This is a genomic window from Sporosarcina sp. FSL K6-5500, assembly GCF_038005665.1.
Lineage (GTDB): Bacteria > Bacillota > Bacilli > Bacillales_A > Planococcaceae > Sporosarcina > Sporosarcina psychrophila.
The window spans coordinates 1,927,742-1,946,029 of the sequence record NZ_JBBOTP010000001.1 but is presented as its reverse complement, the minus strand read 5'-3'; the positions used below and the strand labels follow the sequence as shown (position 1 = coordinate 1,946,029).

General features: G+C 43.0%; 16 protein-coding genes. All 16 read right to left on the bottom strand.

The features are described from left to right. Window positions 1-3 precede the first annotated feature (3 nt). On the bottom strand, window positions 4-348 hold the full coding sequence (rplV, locus tag MKX62_RS09000) for a 50S ribosomal protein L22 (protein ID WP_067204760.1): 345 nt from the start codon (window positions 346-348) through the stop codon (window positions 4-6). A gap of 19 nt (window positions 349-367) precedes the next feature. After that, entirely contained in the window at window positions 368-646 is a 279-nt protein-coding gene (rpsS, locus tag MKX62_RS08995; protein WP_067204757.1) for a 30S ribosomal protein S19, read from the bottom strand. A gap of 60 nt (window positions 647-706) precedes the next feature. Beyond that, the gene (gene rplB, locus MKX62_RS08990; RefSeq protein ID WP_067204755.1) at window positions 707-1,537 is read right to left on the bottom strand and encodes a 50S ribosomal protein L2; all 831 of its coding nucleotides are present in this window, start codon (window positions 1,535-1,537) and stop codon (window positions 707-709) included. Between the two features lie 46 nt (window positions 1,538-1,583). Beyond that, complete coding sequence (gene rplW / locus MKX62_RS08985; RefSeq protein ID WP_067204752.1) at window positions 1,584-1,868, bottom strand: 50S ribosomal protein L23; 285 nt, start codon at window positions 1,866-1,868, stop codon at window positions 1,584-1,586. After that, window positions 1,868-2,491, bottom strand: a complete 624-nt coding sequence (rplD, locus tag MKX62_RS08980; protein WP_067204749.1) for a 50S ribosomal protein L4 — start codon at window positions 2,489-2,491, stop codon at window positions 1,868-1,870. Before rplD ends, rplW begins: the two co-directional genes overlap by 1 nt. A gap of 25 nt (window positions 2,492-2,516) precedes the next feature. Beyond that, entirely contained in the window at window positions 2,517-3,146 is a 630-nt protein-coding gene (rplC, locus tag MKX62_RS08975) for a 50S ribosomal protein L3 (RefSeq protein WP_067204747.1), read from the bottom strand. Window positions 3,147-3,189: 43 nt separating this feature from the next. Beyond that, entirely contained in the window at window positions 3,190-3,498 is a 309-nt protein-coding gene (rpsJ, locus tag MKX62_RS08970; RefSeq protein ID WP_067204744.1) for a 30S ribosomal protein S10, read from the bottom strand. A gap of 254 nt (window positions 3,499-3,752) precedes the next feature. Beyond that, window positions 3,753-5,072, bottom strand: coding sequence for a Na+/H+ antiporter family protein (locus tag MKX62_RS08965; RefSeq protein WP_067204741.1), 1,320 nt, complete (start codon window positions 5,070-5,072; stop codon window positions 3,753-3,755). Between the two features lie 220 nt (window positions 5,073-5,292). Continuing rightward, window positions 5,293-6,480, bottom strand: coding sequence for an elongation factor Tu (tuf, locus tag MKX62_RS08960; RefSeq protein WP_067204738.1), 1,188 nt, complete (start codon window positions 6,478-6,480; stop codon window positions 5,293-5,295). A 129-nt stretch (window positions 6,481-6,609) separates the two neighbouring features. Further along, the gene (gene fusA / locus MKX62_RS08955) at window positions 6,610-8,688 is read right to left on the bottom strand and encodes an elongation factor G (RefSeq protein WP_067204735.1); all 2,079 of its coding nucleotides are present in this window, start codon (window positions 8,686-8,688) and stop codon (window positions 6,610-6,612) included. A gap of 50 nt (window positions 8,689-8,738) precedes the next feature. Then, complete coding sequence (rpsG, locus tag MKX62_RS08950) at window positions 8,739-9,209, bottom strand: 30S ribosomal protein S7 (RefSeq protein WP_067204733.1); 471 nt, start codon at window positions 9,207-9,209, stop codon at window positions 8,739-8,741. Between the two features lie 68 nt (window positions 9,210-9,277). Beyond that, window positions 9,278-9,700 (bottom strand): 30S ribosomal protein S12, encoded by a 423-nt coding sequence (gene rpsL / locus MKX62_RS08945; RefSeq protein ID WP_067204730.1) that lies wholly within the window; start codon window positions 9,698-9,700, stop codon window positions 9,278-9,280. 102 nt (window positions 9,701-9,802) lie between these two features. Continuing rightward, window positions 9,803-10,051, bottom strand: coding sequence for a ribosomal L7Ae/L30e/S12e/Gadd45 family protein (locus tag MKX62_RS08940; RefSeq protein ID WP_340741267.1), 249 nt, complete (start codon window positions 10,049-10,051; stop codon window positions 9,803-9,805). Window positions 10,052-10,196: 145 nt separating this feature from the next. Further along, on the bottom strand, window positions 10,197-13,784 hold the full coding sequence (rpoC, locus tag MKX62_RS08935) for a DNA-directed RNA polymerase subunit beta' (protein WP_067204724.1): 3,588 nt from the start codon (window positions 13,782-13,784) through the stop codon (window positions 10,197-10,199). Between the two features lie 129 nt (window positions 13,785-13,913). Further along, complete coding sequence (gene rpoB / locus MKX62_RS08930) at window positions 13,914-17,447, bottom strand: DNA-directed RNA polymerase subunit beta (protein ID WP_067204721.1); 3,534 nt, start codon at window positions 17,445-17,447, stop codon at window positions 13,914-13,916. A 230-nt stretch (window positions 17,448-17,677) separates the two neighbouring features. Next, window positions 17,678-18,280 (bottom strand): class I SAM-dependent methyltransferase, encoded by a 603-nt coding sequence (locus MKX62_RS08925; protein ID WP_067204719.1) that lies wholly within the window; start codon window positions 18,278-18,280, stop codon window positions 17,678-17,680. Window positions 18,281-18,288 lie beyond the last annotated feature (8 nt).

The window sequence follows — 18,288 nt, the reverse complement described above, 5'->3', positions numbered from 1 at the left end:
GAATTATCCCTCCTTCTTTTCAGATACCACTAATGTGATGTGGCTCGTACGTTTATTAATTGCGCTCGCACGTCCTTGTGCGCGTGGTCGGAAACGTTTCATAGTCGGACCTTCATCAACGAATACTTCGCTGATAAATAGGTTTTCGACATCCATTTCATAGTTATGTTCAGCATTTGCAATCGCTGATTTCAAAACTTTTTCTACAACCGGAGAAGCCGCTTTTGGCGTCAGGCGTAGAATCGCGATAGCTTCACCGACTTTTTTGCCTCGGATAAGATCAACGACCAAACGGACTTTACGAGAGGCAATACGGACTGTGCGGGCAGTAGCTTTTGCTTGTTGCATCAGAATAACCTCCTCTCAATTAACGTCTTGTTTTCTTATCGTCGGCGCCATGACCTCTGTATGTGCGCGTAGGTGCAAATTCACCAAGTTTGTGACCAACCATATCTTCAGTTACATAGACGGGAACGTGTTTACGTCCGTCATATACAGCAATTGTCATTCCGATGAATGTCGGGAAGATTGTTGAACGGCGTGACCATGTTTTGATAACCTGTTTTTTCTCAGATCCACTTTGTGCTTCGACCTTCTTCATTAGATGATCGTCTACAAATGGTCCTTTTTTCAAGCTGCGGCCCATGTCGGAACCTCCCTCCGTGTTTGTACTACGGTCCAATCATTGAACCGCAGTGCATTACTATTACTTCTTACGACGACGTACAATAAGCTTGTCGGATTTGTTGTTTTTCTTACGTGTTTTATAACCAAGTGTCGGTTTACCCCATGGAGTTACTGGAGACTTCATACCGATACCAGTTTTACCTTCACCACCACCGTGTGGGTGATCGTTAGGGTTCATGACAGAACCACGAACTGTTGGGCGTTTACCCATCCAACGTGAACGTCCTGCTTTACCAATGTTGATTAGTTCATGTTGCTCATTACCAACTTGACCAATTGTCGCGCGGCATACAGCAAGAATCATGCGAACTTCTCCAGATTGAAGACGTACAATAACATACTTATCTTCACGGCCAAGTAGTTGTGCAGAAGTTCCTGCTGAACGTACTAGTTGTCCACCTTTACCTGGTTTCATTTCGATGTTATGAATTGTAGTACCCATTGGAATGTTTTCTAGTGGAAGTGAGTTACCCACTTTGATATCTGATTCCGGGCCTGACATAATAGTTGCTCCAACTACAAGACCTTTTGGAGCGAGAATGTAACGTTTCTCTCCGTCTACGTAATTGATTAGAGCAATGTTAGCTGAACGGTTTGGATCGTATTCGATCGTAGCAACGCGTCCTGGTATGCCATCTTTCCGGCGTTGGAAATCGATGACACGGTATTGGCGCTTGTGGCCTCCACCATGGTGACGAACAGTAATCCTACCAGTGTTGTTACGGCCGCCTTTCCGCTTAAGCGGTGCAAGCAATGATTTTTCCGGTTTGTCAGCAGTAATCTCAGCAAAATCGGATGTAGTCATGTTACGGCGTCCGTTGGAGGTAGGTTTGTATTTCTTAATCGCCATTTGTGTTCCCTCCTTCATATAATTAGATATCTATTAGTTGTTTAACTTAGACTTCGAAAAGTTCGATGTCTTTTGAGTCAGCAGTTAGTGTAACAATCGCTTTACGGCGTCTGTTCGTATAACCAGAATGCTTGCCCATACGCTTAAGTTTACCTTTGTAATTCTGTACGTTCACTTTTTCAACTTTAACACCGAAAACTTCTTCGATAGCTTGCTTAATAAATGATTTATTAGCGCGCGTGTCAACTTCAAAAGTGTACTTTTTGAATTCCATTTGTTCAGAAGTACGCTCGGTAATGACCGGACGTTTTATAATATCACGTGCTTCCATTAACCTAGCACCTCCTCTATTTTTTGAACTGCTGCTTTAGTCATAACTAGTTTATCGTGACCGATAAGATCAAGTACGTTAATACCTGTCGCTGTTACGACACTGATTCCAGGGATGTTACGTGCAGACAAAGCCAAAGTTTCATCTAAGTCAGCTGTTACGATCAACGCTTTTCTGTTAATCGAAAGATCAGCAAGTACTTTGATAAAATCTTTTGTTTTTGGTGCATTGAATGTTAGTCCTTCAAGAACGATTACATCTTCTTCACGAACTTTCGTAGAAAGAGCTGAAAGAAGAGCCAATCTGCGGACTTTCTTCGGTAATTTGTAGCTATAGCTTCTTGGTGATGGACCGAATACGATACCACCTCCACGCCATTGTGGTGATCGGATTGAACCTTGACGGGCACGACCTGTACCTTTTTGACGCCATGGTTTACGTCCTCCACCAGCAACTTCGCCGCGACTTTTTACTTTATGATTCCCTTGACGCAATGAAGCACGTTGTTGAACCAATGCTTCGAATAAAACAGATTCGTTTGGTACGATACCAAAGATTGCTTCATTTAGTTCGATGTCTCCGACAGAAGTTCCTGCCTGATTTAATACGGATACTTTAGGCATTCCTGTTTCCTCCTTTCTTTAGTAGTCAGTTTCCTTTGATAGCGCTGCGCACTTGTAAAAGTGATTTGCGTGCTCCAGGAACGTTACCTTTAACTAGTAGCAAGTTGCGTTCAAGATCAACTCGTATAATTTCAAGGTTTTGAACTGTTACTGTTTTGCCACCCATACGACCTGGCATTTTTTTACCTTTGAATACACGTTGAGCGTCAACAGATCCGATTGAACCTGGTGCGCGGTGATGACGTGATCCGTGGGTCATAGGTCCGCGTGAATATCCGTGACGCTTGATAACACCCTGGAACCCTTTACCTTTTGATGTACCTGTGATGTCGACGATATCGCCTTCAGCAAAAGTATCAACTTTGACTTCTTGACCAACTTCGTAGCCACTAACGTCTAATTCGCGGAATTCGCGAATGAAGCGCTTAGGTGCAGTATCAGCTTTTGCAACGTGCCCTTTTTCAGGTTTGTTAGCAAGCTTTTCGCGTTTATCTTCAAATCCGATTTGGATTGATTCGTAGCCGTCTGTTTCCGTAGTCTTCTTTTGAAGAACAACGTTTTGTCCAGCCTCAATCACTGTTACCGGGATAAGATCTCCGTTTTCAGCAAAAATTTGCGTCATACCGAGTTTTCTTCCCAAGATTCCTTTGGTCATTTAGTCCACCTCCTGAATTAATGTGTGCTTTATTTAGTATCGATTAAAGTTTAATTTCAATGTCAACGCCTGATGGTAAATCGAGTTTCATTAAAGCATCGACAGTTTGTGGTGTCGGATTAACGATATCGATTAGACGTTTGTGAGTACGCATTTCGAACTGCTCGCGCGAATCTTTGTATTTATGCACCGCACGAAGAATCGTGTAGACAGTTCTTTCAGTCGGTAGTGGAATCGGACCCGATACACTAGCACCCGAACGTTTTGCTGTTTCTACGATCTTTTCAGCTGATTGATCAAGAATTCTATGATCATATGCTTTTAAACGAATACGAATCTTTTGTTTTGCCATTATTTTCCCTCCCTTGCGCCTATTTTGTTATAGACATTCTCCACGAAAATTTCCCACACACATGCCATGGCAAAGCGGCCTGGTGTGTCGGCAACCTCTCGCTTCATCGCAGTCAAAGACCAACATTCAATATTATACACATAAAAAAAGAATAACGCAAGTGCCTTGGCGAAATTCTTTTCTCAACTTTATTATTATAATTCTTTCTCTCACTCATTGCAAGTCCGAGAGTACTAACTCGGACTATTGACTACTTAATTAAAGAGCATGACTGTTACCCAACCAAACAACAACAACGGAATGTTGTAGTGAATGAATGTCGGTACACATGTATCCCATATATGATTATGTTGTCCATCGACATCAAGTCCCGCAGTTGGCCCAAGCGTAGAGTCAGATGCAGGCGAACCAGCATCACCGAGTGCCGCTGCTGTCCCAACAAGTGCAATGATGGCTAACGGACTGAATCCAAACGCCATACTAAGCGGCACGAAAATCGATGCAATAATTGGGATTGTCGCAAATGATGATCCAATACCCATTGTAACGATTAACCCGACAAGTAACATAGCGAATGCTGCCATCCCCTTATTATCCCCTAGAGCAGTGCTCGAGTATTCCACCAACTTAACAATATCTCCTGTCTCTTGAAGCACAGCAGCAAATCCATTTGCTGTAATCATGACAAATCCTACGAATGCCATCATACGCATTCCTTCATTGATTAAACCATCAGCATCTTTCCACTTAAGTGCTCCCGTAATATACAGAATCGCAATCCCAGTCACCGCACCTGCAATCATAGACTGTGTTGGTATCTGTACAGCAAGTGTGCCAATAAGTGCTAGTACTGTAAAGATGATATTACGTGTTTTAACAACCACCACTTCTTCAGTGATTTTTAACTGCTTGTCCTCATACTCTCTCGGCTTGCGATAAGAGAAGAAAATAGCAATTAGCAGTCCTACGAACAGACCAAGAACAGGAAGTGCCATCGCTTTCGGTATGTCCGCCATATCAATCGCCATACCCGCTGCCGCCATTTGCTTAGCAAGAATTTCATGGAAGATGAAACCGTATCCATATGGAAGCAAGATATATGGTGCTGTTAACCCGAATGTCAGAACAGATGCAATGAGACGACGATCTATTTTCAACATATTTAAGACATGTATAATCGGTGGCACCAATAAAGGAATAAATGCAATATGGATTGGAATAAGATTTTGCGAGAATATGGCCATCGCTAGAAGCATTAAGACAATCAATACTTTTCCTAGTGCTGTACGATCAGGCTCCCCCTCTTTCTTCACAATCCGCAACATAGCTTCAACAAGCAATTGAGGAATGCCAGTCTTCGATATAGCTACCGCGAATCCACCAAGTAATGCATAACTAAGGGCAATTGTTGCTCCTTCACCTAGACCACCAGTAAACGAGACAATCGTTTCATCAACTGATAAGCCTCCTGTAAATCCTCCCACAATCGCTCCTACAACTAGGGCTAATACAACGTTCACCCGTAATAAACTTAAAGCCAACATAACGACTATGGCGATAATAACTGCATTCATTTGTATTCCCCCTATGATTTGTTTCTTTATCCAGCTAAAGTGATGAAGCATAGTTATTAAGATAGCAGAGGATATTTCTTCTGTCAATGAATTTTTAGCGCAGCATCAGAGTCAGGATCTTCAATGAGTAATCCTTATGTTGTAGCTTGTCCATTTAACGAGATTTTATAGTTTCCTAGGCAACAAAAAAACCGCCACAAAGGGCGGTTTTAAGAAATAATTATTTAAGGATTGTTGCTACAACGCCAGCGCCTACAGTACGTCCACCTTCGCGGATAGAGAACTTCGTACCTTCTTCAAGAGCGATTGGAGCAATCAAATCGATTGTCATTTCAATGTTATCTCCAGGCATAACCATTTCTACGCCTTCAGGAAGTTCGATAACACCAGTTACGTCAGTTGTACGGAAGTAGAACTGTGGACGGTAGTTAGAGAAGAATGGAGTATGACGTCCACCCTCTTCTTTTGAAAGAACATAAACTTCAGATGTAAATTTCGTGTGTGGAACGATAGTTCCTGGTTTAGCAAGAACTTGCCCACGTTGGATGTCATCACGTGATACCCCACGAAGTAGTGCACCAATGTTGTCGCCAGCTTCTGCATAATCAAGAAGTTTACGGAACATTTCTACACCTGTTACAGTAGTAGCTTTTGGTTCTTCAACGATACCGATGATATCAACAACATCACCGATTTTAACTACTCCACGCTCAACGCGACCAGTAGCAACAGTTCCACGTCCTGTGATTGAGAATACGTCCTCAACAGGCATCATGAATGGTTTTTCAGTATCACGTGGTGGTGTTGGGATATACTCGTCAACAGCAGCCATAAGTTCCATAATTTTATCTTCATAGCCTTCGTCGCCTTCAAGCGCTTTAAGAGCAGAACCTTTAATGACAGGAATGTCATCGCCAGGGAAGTCATATTCAGAAAGAAGGTCGCGAATTTCCATTTCAACAAGCTCAAGAAGCTCTTCGTCATCAACCATGTCACATTTGTTCATGAAGACAACTAGATGTGGAACACCTACTTGACGTGAAAGCAAGATGTGCTCACGTGTTTGTGGCATAGGGCCGTCAGCTGCAGAAACAACTAGGATTCCGCCGTCCATTTGTGCTGCACCAGTGATCATGTTTTTAACGTAATCGGCGTGACCTGGGCAGTCAACGTGTGCGTAGTGACGAGTTGCAGTTTCATACTCAACGTGTGAAGTATTGATTGTAATACCGCGTTCTTTTTCTTCAGGTGCGTTATCAACGTCAGCATAAGATGCTGCTGTTCCACCTAGTCTTTTTGCTAGAACTGTTGCGATTGCTGCAGTTAGTGTAGTTTTACCATGGTCGACGTGACCGATTGTACCAACGTTAGCATGCTGCTTGGAGCGGTCGAATTTTTCTTTTCCCATTATGGAAATCCTCCTCGAAATATAAAAGTTTTTTTGTTTTTATATAGATATAGGTGCTAAAGGGGGCCCCCTCTAACATCCCATATCTATCTATTCATTAATTTAATGGATAGCAGGCTAAAATAAAAATTATTCGCCTTTGTTTTTCTTAACAATTTCTTCTGCAACTGATTTCGGCACTTCTTCATAGTGATCGAATGACATTGAGAAGTTTCCGCGTCCTTGTGTGTTAGAACGTAGAGATGTTGCATAACCAAACATATTAGCAAGTGGAACCATTGCACGAACTACTTGTGAATTACCACGAGCGTCCATACCTTCTACACGGCCACGGCGTGATGTAACATCGCCCATGATATCGCCCATGTATTCTTCAGGAATTTGAACTTCTACTTTCATCATTGGTTCAAGTAGAACTGGGTTAACTTTTGATACAGCATTTTTCAACGCCATAGATGCAGCGATTTTAAATGCCATTTCGTTTGAGTCGACATCATGATAAGAACCGTCGAATAGACGGGCTTTAATGTCGATCAAAGGATAACCAGCGATTACACCATTATTAAGTGAATCACGGATACCCGCTTCTACTGCAGGAATATATTCACGTGGAACTGATCCCCCGACAACGTTGTTAATGAATTCGAATCCTTTTCCTTCTTCGTTAGGAGAGAATTCAATCCAAACGTGACCAAACTGTCCACGTCCACCGGATTGACGCACGAACTTACCTTCAACTTCCGCCGAAGCGCGGAATGTTTCACGATAAGATACTTGCGGAGCTCCGACGTTAGCTTCAACGTTGAATTCACGGCGCATACGGTCTACAAGAACGTCAAGATGCAACTCACCCATACCAGCAATGATTACTTCTCCAGTTTCTTGGTCTGTATGTGCGCGGAATGTCGGGTCTTCCTCTTGAAGCTTAGCAAGAGCCATACCCATTTTATCTTGGTCGGCTTTTGTTTTCGGTTCAACAGAAAGTGAAATTACTGGTTCCGGGAAGTCCATTGACTCAAGAATGATCAGTGCACCAGCCTCACAAAGTGTGTCGCCAGTTCCTGTATCTTTAAGTCCAACTGCAGCAGCAATTTCTCCTGAATGTACTTCAGAAATTTCTTCACGAGAGTTCGCATGCATTTGTAGAATACGTCCTACGCGTTCACGCTTACCTTTTGAAGAGTTTTGTACGTATGATCCTGATTGAAGAACTCCAGAATACACACGGAAGAATGTCAGTTTACCTACATAAGGATCCGTCATAACTTTGAATGCAAGTGCCGAGAAAGGCTCGCTGTCGTCTGAGTGACGCTCGATTTCTTCATCAGTATCAGGATCTGTACCTTTCATAGGTGGGATGTCAAGTGGTGATGGAAGGTAGTCGATAACAGCATCAAGAACAAGTTGTACACCTTTGTTTTTGAAAGCAGTTCCGCATACAACCGGATAGAACTCAACAGCCAATGTCGCTTTACGAATCGCTTGTTTGATTTCTGCGTTTGTAATTTCATCTTCATCCAAGAATTTGTTCATAAGAGCTTCATCGAATTCAGCAACCGCTTCAATTAACTTTTCACGGTATTCTTCTGCTTGCTCACGATATTCTTCTGGGATTTCTCTTGTTTCAGCATTTAAACCTGTATCATCTTCATAGAAAACTGCTTTCATTTCAACTAAATCGATAATTGCTGCAAAAGTATCTTCTGCACCAATCGGCAATTGAATTGGATGAGCGTTTGCTCCAAGACGGTCTACAAGTGTACCTACTGAATAAAGGAAATCAGCACCAGTTTTGTCCATTTTGTTTACGAAAACTAGGCGTGGTACGCCGTAGTTAGTCGCTTGACGCCATACTGTTTCTGTTTGCGGTTCAACGCCCGATTGAGCATCAAGTACCGTTACAGCTCCATCAAGAACACGAAGTGAACGTTCAACTTCAACAGTGAAGTCTACGTGACCTGGAGTATCAATGATGTTTACGCGGTGGTCTTTCCACTCAGCAGTTGTAGCAGCTGAAGTGATTGTAATTCCGCGTTCTTGCTCCTGCTCCATCCAGTCCATTTGAGATGCACCTTCGTGCGTTTCCCCGATTTTGTGGATTTTACCAGTATAATAAAGGATCCGCTCAGTCGTTGTTGTTTTACCAGCATCGATGTGAGCCATGATACCAATGTTACGTGTATTCTCTAAGGAGAATTTTCTAGCCATGATATGATCTCCTTCCGTCTCGGATTAGAGTAGTAATGAATCGCTGAATCTTACCAGCGATAGTGAGCGAATGCTTTGTTAGCATCAGCCATTTTGTGCATTTCTTCACGGCGTTTCACAGAAGCACCAGTGTTGTTAGAAGCATCAAGGATTTCATTCGCAAGACGTTCTTCCATTGTTTTTTCTCCGCGTGTGCGTGAGTAGTTAACAAGGTAACGAAGTCCAAGAGTTGTACGGCGATCAGGACGTACTTCAACTGGTACTTGATAGTTTGCTCCACCTACACGGCGTGCTTTAACTTCAAGAACTGGCATTACATTAGTAAGTGCCGCTTCGAATACTTCAAGTGGATCTTTTCCAGAACGTTCTTTCACAAGCTCGAACGCACCATAGAGGATTTTTTGAGATGTACCTTTTTTACCGTCAACCATCATTTTATTAATAAGACGTGAAACGAGCTTCGAATTGTAAATCGGATCCGGAAGTACGTCACGTTTTGCAACAGGGCCTTTACGTGGCATGTTGTATTCCTCCTTTCAAGGTTTTTAAGCGATTTCGCTTAAATAACCATCAATCATGATTATTTTAATTAGCTTTTTTTAACTTTAGGTTTTTTAGCTCCGTACATAGAACGGCTTTGCATACGGCCAGTTACACCAGCTGTATCAAGTGCTCCACGAACGATGTGGTAACGAACACCTGGTAAGTCTTTTACGCGTCCTCCGCGAAGTAGAACAACACTGTGTTCTTGAAGGTTGTGGCCTTCACCAGGGATGTATGCATTGACTTCCAATTGGTTAGTCAAGCGTACACGTGCATATTTACGAAGAGCCGAGTTTGGCTTTTTCGGTGTCATTGTGCCAACACGCGTACAAACACCTCTTTTTTGTGGTGAGTTTACGTTTGTCATTGACTTTTTGAAGCTGTTATAGCTTTTTCCGAGTGCTGGTGATTTAGATCCCGTCACTTTTGATTTACGTGGTTTACGGACCAATTGATTAATTGTAGGCATCGGTTTTTCCTCCTTTCGAACTTCTTTTTGTAAGACCACACATCCAGGTGGTTCATTTTTGGGGTAAAAACAAAGTCTTTGTGCTTCAATGCACAAAAACTATTAATCAGTAATCGCAACCACAGCTGCACCGACTTGAATGCCACATGCATTTCCGAGTTTATCTCTCGAATCAACATACGTCACTTGAATGTCACGAAGTTTGGCTTCCTCCATTACTGGAGCAATAATCCGTTCTTCTGCATCCTGCGCAATAATAATCTCTATCACTACCCCTGCACGGATTGCTTTCACTGCCTGCTTTGTACCAATGATTGTCTTCTTTGCCTGCTCGACTTTTTCATAAGACATTTCCATATCCTCCAAAGTACAGACATCCAACTATCAACCTTTTGTATTTTATCACCTGTAAGGTAAACTGTCAACACATAAACGAAAAGTCGGGGGAGTTACTTTCGTATTCCCCCGTTTTCAGTTTAAGTTACAGAATCATAACTTACTTAGTTGTAGCTTTTTCTTTTTCTTGTTCCATTACAATATGACGGTAACGCTGCATTCCTGTTCCAGCTGGAACAAGTTTCCCGATAATAACGTTTTCTTTCAAGCCTAGTAACTCGTCCGTTTTCCCTTTAATAGCTGCATCTGTCAAGACACGAGTTGTCTCTTGGAATGATGCTGCTGATAAGAAGGATTCCGTTTCAAGTGAAGCTTTCGTAATACCGAGAATAACAGGACGACAAGTCGCTGGAATTTTATTGACTTTAAGTACTTCCGCATTCGCATCTGAGAATTGGTGAATGTCGAGTAGTGAACCTGGCAATAGATCCGTGTCCCCTGCTTCGATGATGCGCACTTTACGAAGCATTTGGCGAACCATTACTTCAATGTGCTTATCACCGATTTCAACACCCTGCATACGGTAAACTTTTTGAACTTCTTTCAAGAGATAGACTTGAACGGTAACGACGTCTTTAACAACAATCAGTTCTTTCGGATCGATAGAACCTTCTGTTATGACTTCACCTCGGTCAATCATATCACCGACATCAACTTTAAGACGGGCGTTGTATGGCGTCAGATATTTCCGCGTTTCTACTTCGCCTTCAATCGTAATTTCTTTCTGACCTTCACGTATTTCATCAATTTCAATGATTTGACCTTTGATTTCCGAAATAACTGCAACCCCTTTAGGATTACGCGATTCGAAAATTTCCTGGATACGTGGAAGACCTTGTGTTATGTCGGACCCCGCAACTCCACCTGTATGGAACGTACGCATTGTAAGCTGTGTACCCGGCTCACCGATAGATTGTGCAGCGATAATACCAACCGCTTCACCAACCTCGACTGTTTCACCTGTTGCCAAGTTAATGCCGTAACATAATTTACAAACGCCGTGCTTCGTATTACATGTGAACGCAGAACGAATTGTTATTTGTTCAAGTCCCGCATCCAAAATGGCACGAGCTGCATCAGCAGTAATCAAGCCATCTCGTTTAAGAATCAAAGCGCCTGTTTCAGGATGATAAATCGATTTCTTCGTGTGACGGCCTTCGATACGTTCATCTAGACCTTCGATTACTTCCGTTCCATCCATAAGTGCTCCGATATCCAATCCGCGATCTGTACCACAATCATCTTCACGGACAATTACGTCTTGTGCAACATCGACAAGTCGACGTGTCAAGTAACCTGAGTCGGCTGTCTTAAGAGCAGTATCCGCAAGTCCTTTACGAGCACCGTGTGTTGAGATGAAGTACTCAAGCACTGTCAGACCTTCACGGAATGACGATTTGATTGGTAGTTCAATGATTCGACCGGCCGGATTGGCCATCAGACCACGCATACCAGCAAGCTGCGTAAAGTTTGACGCGTTACCCCGGGCACCCGAGTCACTCATCATATAAATCGGGTTTGAGTGGTCAAGTGAGTCCATTAGTTTGTCTTGGATTACATCCTTAGCATGGCTCCAGTAAGAGATAACGCGATCATATCGCTCTTCCTCTGTAATGAGACCACGACGGAACTGTTGTAACACTTTATCCACTTTTGCTTGTGCTTCATGCAAGATATCATCTTTATTAGGTAGAACGACAATGTCGGATATACCAATTGTAATTCCTGCACGAGTAGAATATTTGAATCCAAGATTTTTCATGCGGTCAAGCATTCTTGACGTTTCTGTAATATGGAAACGTTTGAAGATCTCCGCAATGATATTTCCAAGGATTTTTTTCTTAAACGGTTCAATTAGTTCCTGTTCAGCAACATGCTCTTTTATATTGACAGTTCCAGATACAAAATACTTGTCTGGTGTTTCAATTTGCAAGTTGAAGTCTGACGGTTCGTTAATATACGGGAACGATTTCGGCAGAATCTCGTTGAAAATCACTTTTCCGACTGTCGTTATAAGAAGTTTTGCATTCTGTTCCTCAGTGAAAGTAGGATTATTCAAAGACCTTGCCTGAATAGCGATACGTGAATGAAGATGCACGAAACCGTTATGATAAGCAATTAGTGCTTCATCCGCATCACGGAATGAAGTACCTTCTCCTGACGCGCCTTTACGTTCCAGTGTAAGGTAGTAGTTTCCTAAAACCATATCCTGAGAAGGCGTAACGACCGGTTTTCCGTCTTTCGGGTTCAAAATGTTTTGTGCTGCTAGCATAAGTAGACGCGCTTCCGCTTGTGCTTCTGCGGATAACGGAACGTGGACTGCCATTTGGTCACCATCAAAGTCAGCGTTATAAGCTGTACAAACCAGTGGGTGAAGCGTAATCGCACGCCCTTCTACAAGGATTGGTTCGAATGCTTGAATACCAAGTCGGTGAAGAGTCGGGGCACGGTTCAATAAGACCGGATGCTCCTTAATGACTTCTTCAAGAACGTCCCACACTTCTGAATGGAGGCGTTCAATTTTACGTTTGGCACTCTTAATGTTGTGCGCAAGACCTCGTTCAACGAGTTCTTTCATAACAAACGGTTTAAACAGTTCAATCGCCATTTCTTTCGGCAGACCACACTGATACATTTTCAGGTTAGGTCCTACGACGATAACGGAACGACCAGAATAGTCAACACGTTTTCCTAGTAAGTTTTGACGGAAACGTCCTTGCTTACCTTTCAACATATGAGAAAGGGATTTCAATGGACGGTTACCAGGTCCTGTAACCGGACGGCCACGACGACCATTATCGATGAGCGCATCGACTGCTTCTTGCAGCATCCGCTTCTCATTCTGAACAATGATTCCTGGTGCTCCTAAATCTAATAGGCGTTTCAATCTGTTGTTCCGGTTGATGACCCTTCGGTACAGGTCGTTCAAGTCGGATGTTGCAAATCGTCCACCATCAAGTTGTACCATCGGGCGAAGCTCCGGCGGGATGACTGGTAACACTTCAAGAACCATCCATTCAGGTTTATTGCCCGAGTTACGGAAAGCTTCAACAACCTCTAGACGCCTGATTGCACGCGTACGACGTTGCCCTTGAACTGTTTTCAATTCTTCTTTCAAGAACTCCATCTCTTTTTCAAGATCGATAGCTGCAAGAAGACGTTCAATCGCTTCAGCGCCCATGAGCGCTTGGAATTTAGAACCATACTTTTCGCGGTAGATGCGGTATTCCCGTTCAGAAAGAAGTTGCTTTCTTTCAAGCGGAGTATCCGCAGGGTCAACGACTACATAAGACGCGAAATAGATGATTTCCTCCAGAGCACGTGGTGTCATATCAAGGATAAGACCCATTCGGCTTGGAATTCCTTTGAAGTACCAAATATGTGTAACTGGAGCTGCTAGTTCAATATGTCCCATGCGTTCACGGCGGACTTTTTGACGCGTCACTTCTACTCCACAACGGTCACAAACGACGCCTTTATAACGAACGCGTTTATACTTTCCGCAATGACATTCCCAATCTTTTGTAGGTCCAAAAATACGTTCACAGAACAGACCATCTTTTTCGGGCTTCAATGTTCGGTAGTTAATTGTTTCCGGCTTTTTCACTTCACCATATGACCATGAACGGATCTTATCAGATGAAGCAAGCCCTATTTTCATATACTCAAAATTGTTTACATCTATCAAGGAGCCTACCTCCCTCTAGTCTTATCGCTGCAATTGGCTTTTCCGAGCAAGCGCACACTTTATATTCAAAAGATAAAGGGGAAAACGTTAATTTCCCCTTAGATTCATTTATATCATTCACTAGGCTAATCAAACAGGCTGATTTTCTTTTATAAGATTCAAAGCATCTGTTGGTTGCATATCATCGTCTTCATCAAGATCGCGTAACTCGATTTCTTCAAAATCAATCGATAGCATCTTAACATCCAAACCAAGACTTTGAAGTTCTTTTATAAGAACTTTAAAGGATTCTGGAACACCTGGTTGTGGAACACTTTCGCCTTTAACAATCGCTTCGTACGTCTTCACGCGTCCTACCACGTCATCCGACTTCACAGTCAGAATCTCTTGAAGCGTATAAGCTGCCCCATAAGCTTCGAGTGCCCACACTTCCATCTCACCGAAACGTTGTCCACCGAACTGAGCTTTACCGCCCAGTGGTTGCTGTGTGACGAGTGAGTATGGCCCTGTTGAACGGGCGTGAAGTTTATCGTCGACCATGTGGGCCAGTTTGATAATATACATGACACCAACTGATACACGGTTATCGAAAGCTTCTCCTGAACGACCGTCATACAGAATAGTTTTTCCGTCACGATCCATCCCGGCTTCTTCCATCGTTTCCCAAACATCCTGTTCGTTCGCCCCATCAAATACAGGAGACGCCATATGGATGCCGAGGGTACGAGATGCCATGCCAAGATGCATTTCAAGAACCTGTCCGATGTTCATACGTGATGGAACACCAAGCGGGTTAAGCATGAGGTCAATTGGTGTGCCGTCCGGTAAATAAGGCATATCCGCTTCAGGTAAGATGCGGGAAATAACCCCTTTGTTTCCGTGACGTCCAGCCATTTTGTCCCCAACGGAAATTTTCCGTTTTTGAACGATGTATGCGCGGACCAATTGGTTAACGCCCGGTGGCAATTCATCGCCATCTTCACGATTAAATACTTTCACATCTAGAACGATCCCACCCGCGCCATGCGGTACTTTGAGGGATGTATCACGGACTTCACGTGCTTTTTCACCAAAAATAGCATGTAAAAGTCTTTCTTCAGCAGTCAGTTCAGTTACGCCTTTCGGAGTCACTTTCCCAACAAGAATATCACCATCACGAACTTCGGCTCCGATACGAATAATTCCACGGTCGTCCAAGTTACGAAGCGAATCTTCACCAACGTTCGGAATGTCGCGCGTAATTTCTTCAGGACCAAGTTTCGTATCTCTCGCTTCAGATTCGTATTCTTCGATATGGACCGAAGTATAGACATCATCTTTCACAAGACGTTCGCTCATGATTATCGCATCTTCATAGTTGTAGCCGTCCCATGTCATAAATGCCATCAGAACGTTACGACCAAGCGCTAGCTCTCCTTGCTCCATTGAAGGACCATCTGCAAGAATATCAAGAGGTTTAACGCGATCCCCTACACTACAAATTGGACGTTGGTTATAACATGTCCCTTGGTTCGAACGGATAAAGTTTTCAAGACGGTATATTGTAAGATCGCCTTTTACTTCTTTTCCATCAACTGTTTCAATACGACGAACACGAATTTCTCTAGCCTCGACATGTTCGACAATTCCATCAAACTTCGCAAGTACAGCTGCACCTGAATCGCGTGCTGATATGTGTTCCATACCAGTTCCTACGAAAGGTGATTCCGGATTGAGAAGAGGGACTGCTTGACGTTGCATGTTCGCTCCCATAAGGGCACGGTTAGAGTCATCATTCTCAAGGAATGGAATACATGCTGTTGCCGCAGAAACTACTTGTTTAGGCGAAACGTCCATGTAGTCAATTTGTTCGCGTTTAAAGACAGTGTTATCCCCTTGGAAACGACCGACGACTCCTTCACTAACAAAAGAACCATCTTCTGCAAGTATTGCGTTTGCTTGTGCTACGACGTAATTATCTTCTACATCCGCAGTCAAGTAATCGATTCTAGAAGTGACCCGACCAGAGATAGGATCAACTTTTCGATATGGCGTTTCAATAAATCCGAACTTATTCACTTTCGCAAACGTAGAGAGTGAGTTAATCAGTCCGATATTCGGTCCCTCTGGTGTTTCAATTGGACACATACGTCCGTAATGGGAGTAATGCACGTCACGTACTTCCATTCCTGCACGTTCCCTTGTCAAACCACCAGGTCCAAGTGCAGACAGCCTGCGTTTATGTGTTAATTCGGCAAGCGGATTCGTCTGATCCATGAACTGAGAAAGTTGAGAACTACCAAAGAACTCTTTAATAGATGCGATAACGGGGCGAATATTAATCAGCTGTTGCGGTACGATTGACTGCGTATCATTAATGGACATACGTTCTTTTACGACACGTTCCATACGAGAAAGCCCGATACGGAACTGGTTTTGAAGAAGTTCACCCACTGAACGTAGACGACGGTTACCGAGATGATCGATATCATCCGTGTTACCCACACCATGAAGAAGGTTGAAGAAATAACTAATTGAAGCAACGATATCTGCCGGCGTTACATGCTTGATAGAATCATCGACATACGCGTTCGATATTACGTTGATTACTTGTTTTTCTTCACTTTTCGGAGAATAAATTTTGATGGACTGGATTGTTATTTTTTCGTCAAGAACTCCACTTGCATGAGTGATCTCTTCGAAACCGATTCCTTTTTCCAAATGCGGAAGAAGACGGTCCAATGCACGGCGATCGATGAGTTGGTCTTTTTCAAGCAGAATTTCACCAGTTTCAGGGTCGACAAGTGTTTCAGCGACAACCTGGTTGAACAAGCGATTTTGTGCATGAAGCTTCTTATTCATCTTATAGCGACCTACATTCGCTAAATCATACCGTTTTGCATCAAAAAATCGTGAGAACAAAAGGTTCTTCGCGCTATCTAGTGTTGGTGGCTCACCTGGACGAAGACGTTCGTATATCTCAAGCAATGCTTTTTCAGAGCTTTCAGTGTTGTCCTTTTCAAGTGTGTTGCGCAAATACTCATTATCACCGATTAAATCAATGATTTCCTGGTCGGATGAGAATCCTAGTGCACGAAGGAGTACTGTAACTGGCAACTTACGTGTCCGATCAATACGGACGTGAACAACATCTTTTGCATCTGTTTCATACTCAAGCCAAGCACCGCGATTCGGAATAACAGTTGCACCGAAACCACGTTTACCGTTTTTGTCCGTTTTATCACTGTAATAAACACTTGGGGACCGGACGAGCTGGGAGACAATTACCCTCTCCGCACCATTAATAACAAATGTACCATTTTCTGTCATGAGCGGAAAATCACCCATAAAGACATCTTGCTCTTTTACTTCTTCCGTCTCTTTATTGTGGAGACGAACTTTTACACGTAGCGGCGCTGCAAACGTTACATCACGCTCTTTCGATTCCTCTACAGGGTATTTAGGATCCCCAAGAGTATAATCGATGAACTCCAACGATAGATTTCCCGTAAAGTCTTGAATCGGAGAAATATCGCGGAACATATCCAGCAGTCCTTCTTCTAAGAACCACTCATAAGATGCCGTCTGGATTTCAATCAGATTCGGCAGATCGAGCACTTCGCTGATCCGTGCGAAACTTCTCCGCTGACGGTGTTGACCATACTGAACTAAATGACCTGTCAACTCTTTCACCCCTTATAAAACAATATTAGTTCTTTGCGAAACCACAAAAATAGTGTATGATATCGAAAAAACAAAAAGAAAACGAGTTCTGGCAAGAGCTCATTTTCGGTTTTACCATCTTTTATACATTGTCAGTATGCCTTTCATTTCCATTATTCATGCAAAAGGGCATACGACCGCACTATAATAATTTATGCATTTTATAACATTACCATATCAATACTATCGAGTCAATTTTTTTCGACTCTTAAAATATAATAACCCTTCTTCTTAACGACTGTCTCAACATTGCCGAATAGCCCTGTTAAACAATCTATCGTCGAAGGTGCACCCTGTTTCTTTTGAATGACGATCCACAACTCACCGCCAACTTTAAGTTTCGAAAAAGCGCCTTCGTAAAATTTGAATACCGTCTCTTTTCCTGCACGGATAGGCGGATTCGTCAAAATTGCAGCAAACCCCTCTGCCGTGACATCGGATAATGCATCACTTGGATAAATCTCTGCATTTGAAATGCCGTTTTGTTTTGCATTATGCGCAGCAAGAGCGAGTGCACGTTCATTCACGTCGACCATGTGAACGCTCCGTTCCGGAAAAGATGCGGCAATCGATAAACCAATTGGACCATACCCACAACCAATATCGAGAATTAAACCTTCCGTTTCCGGCAAGACAAAAGCCTCAGCTAAAAGTTGCGAACCGAAATCCACTTCACCTTTACTAAACACGCCAGCATCCGTTTTAAATCGAAATGTTTTTCCGCGTAACTCTGCAGACCATTCTTTTGGATCACTCTTCACTTTCGGATTTTCCGAGTAGTAATGTTCAGACATACCAGTCT

What these genes read in the sequence shown, in the direction of transcription:
- rplV (WP_067204760.1), bottom strand. Translation starts at nt 348, where the DNA reads ATGCAACAAGCAAAAGCTACTGCCCGCACAGTCCGTATTGCCTCTCGT.
- rplC (WP_067204747.1), bottom strand. Translation starts at nt 3,146, where the DNA reads ATGACCAAAGGAATCTTGGGAAGAAAACTCGGTATGACGCAAATTTTT.
- tuf (WP_067204738.1), bottom strand. Translation starts at nt 6,480, where the DNA reads ATGGGAAAAGAAAAATTCGACCGCTCCAAGCAGCATGCTAACGTTGGT.
- rplD (WP_067204749.1), bottom strand. Translation starts at nt 2,491, where the DNA reads ATGCCTAAAGTATCCGTATTAAATCAGGCAGGAACTTCTGTCGGAGAC.
- rpsS (WP_067204757.1), bottom strand. Translation starts at nt 646, where the DNA reads ATGGGCCGCAGCTTGAAAAAAGGACCATTTGTAGACGATCATCTAATG.
- rpsL (WP_067204730.1), bottom strand. Translation starts at nt 9,700, where the DNA reads ATGCCTACAATTAATCAATTGGTCCGTAAACCACGTAAATCAAAAGTG.
- rplB (WP_067204755.1), bottom strand. Translation starts at nt 1,537, where the DNA reads ATGGCGATTAAGAAATACAAACCTACCTCCAACGGACGCCGTAACATG.
- rpsG (WP_067204733.1), bottom strand. Translation starts at nt 9,209, where the DNA reads ATGCCACGTAAAGGCCCTGTTGCAAAACGTGACGTACTTCCGGATCCG.
- MKX62_RS08940 (WP_340741267.1), bottom strand. Translation starts at nt 10,051, where the DNA reads ATGTCTTATGAAAAAGTCGAGCAGGCAAAGAAGACAATCATTGGTACA.
- fusA (WP_067204735.1), bottom strand. Translation starts at nt 8,688, where the DNA reads ATGGCTAGAAAATTCTCCTTAGAGAATACACGTAACATTGGTATCATG.
- rplW (WP_067204752.1), bottom strand. Translation starts at nt 1,868, where the DNA reads ATGGAAGCACGTGATATTATAAAACGTCCGGTCATTACCGAGCGTACT.
- MKX62_RS08965 (WP_067204741.1), bottom strand. Translation starts at nt 5,072, where the DNA reads ATGAATGCAGTTATTATCGCCATAGTCGTTATGTTGGCTTTAAGTTTA.
- MKX62_RS08925 (WP_067204719.1), bottom strand. Translation starts at nt 18,280, where the DNA reads ATGTCTGAACATTACTACTCGGAAAATCCGAAAGTGAAGAGTGATCCA.
- rpsJ (WP_067204744.1), bottom strand. Translation starts at nt 3,498, where the DNA reads ATGGCAAAACAAAAGATTCGTATTCGTTTAAAAGCATATGATCATAGA.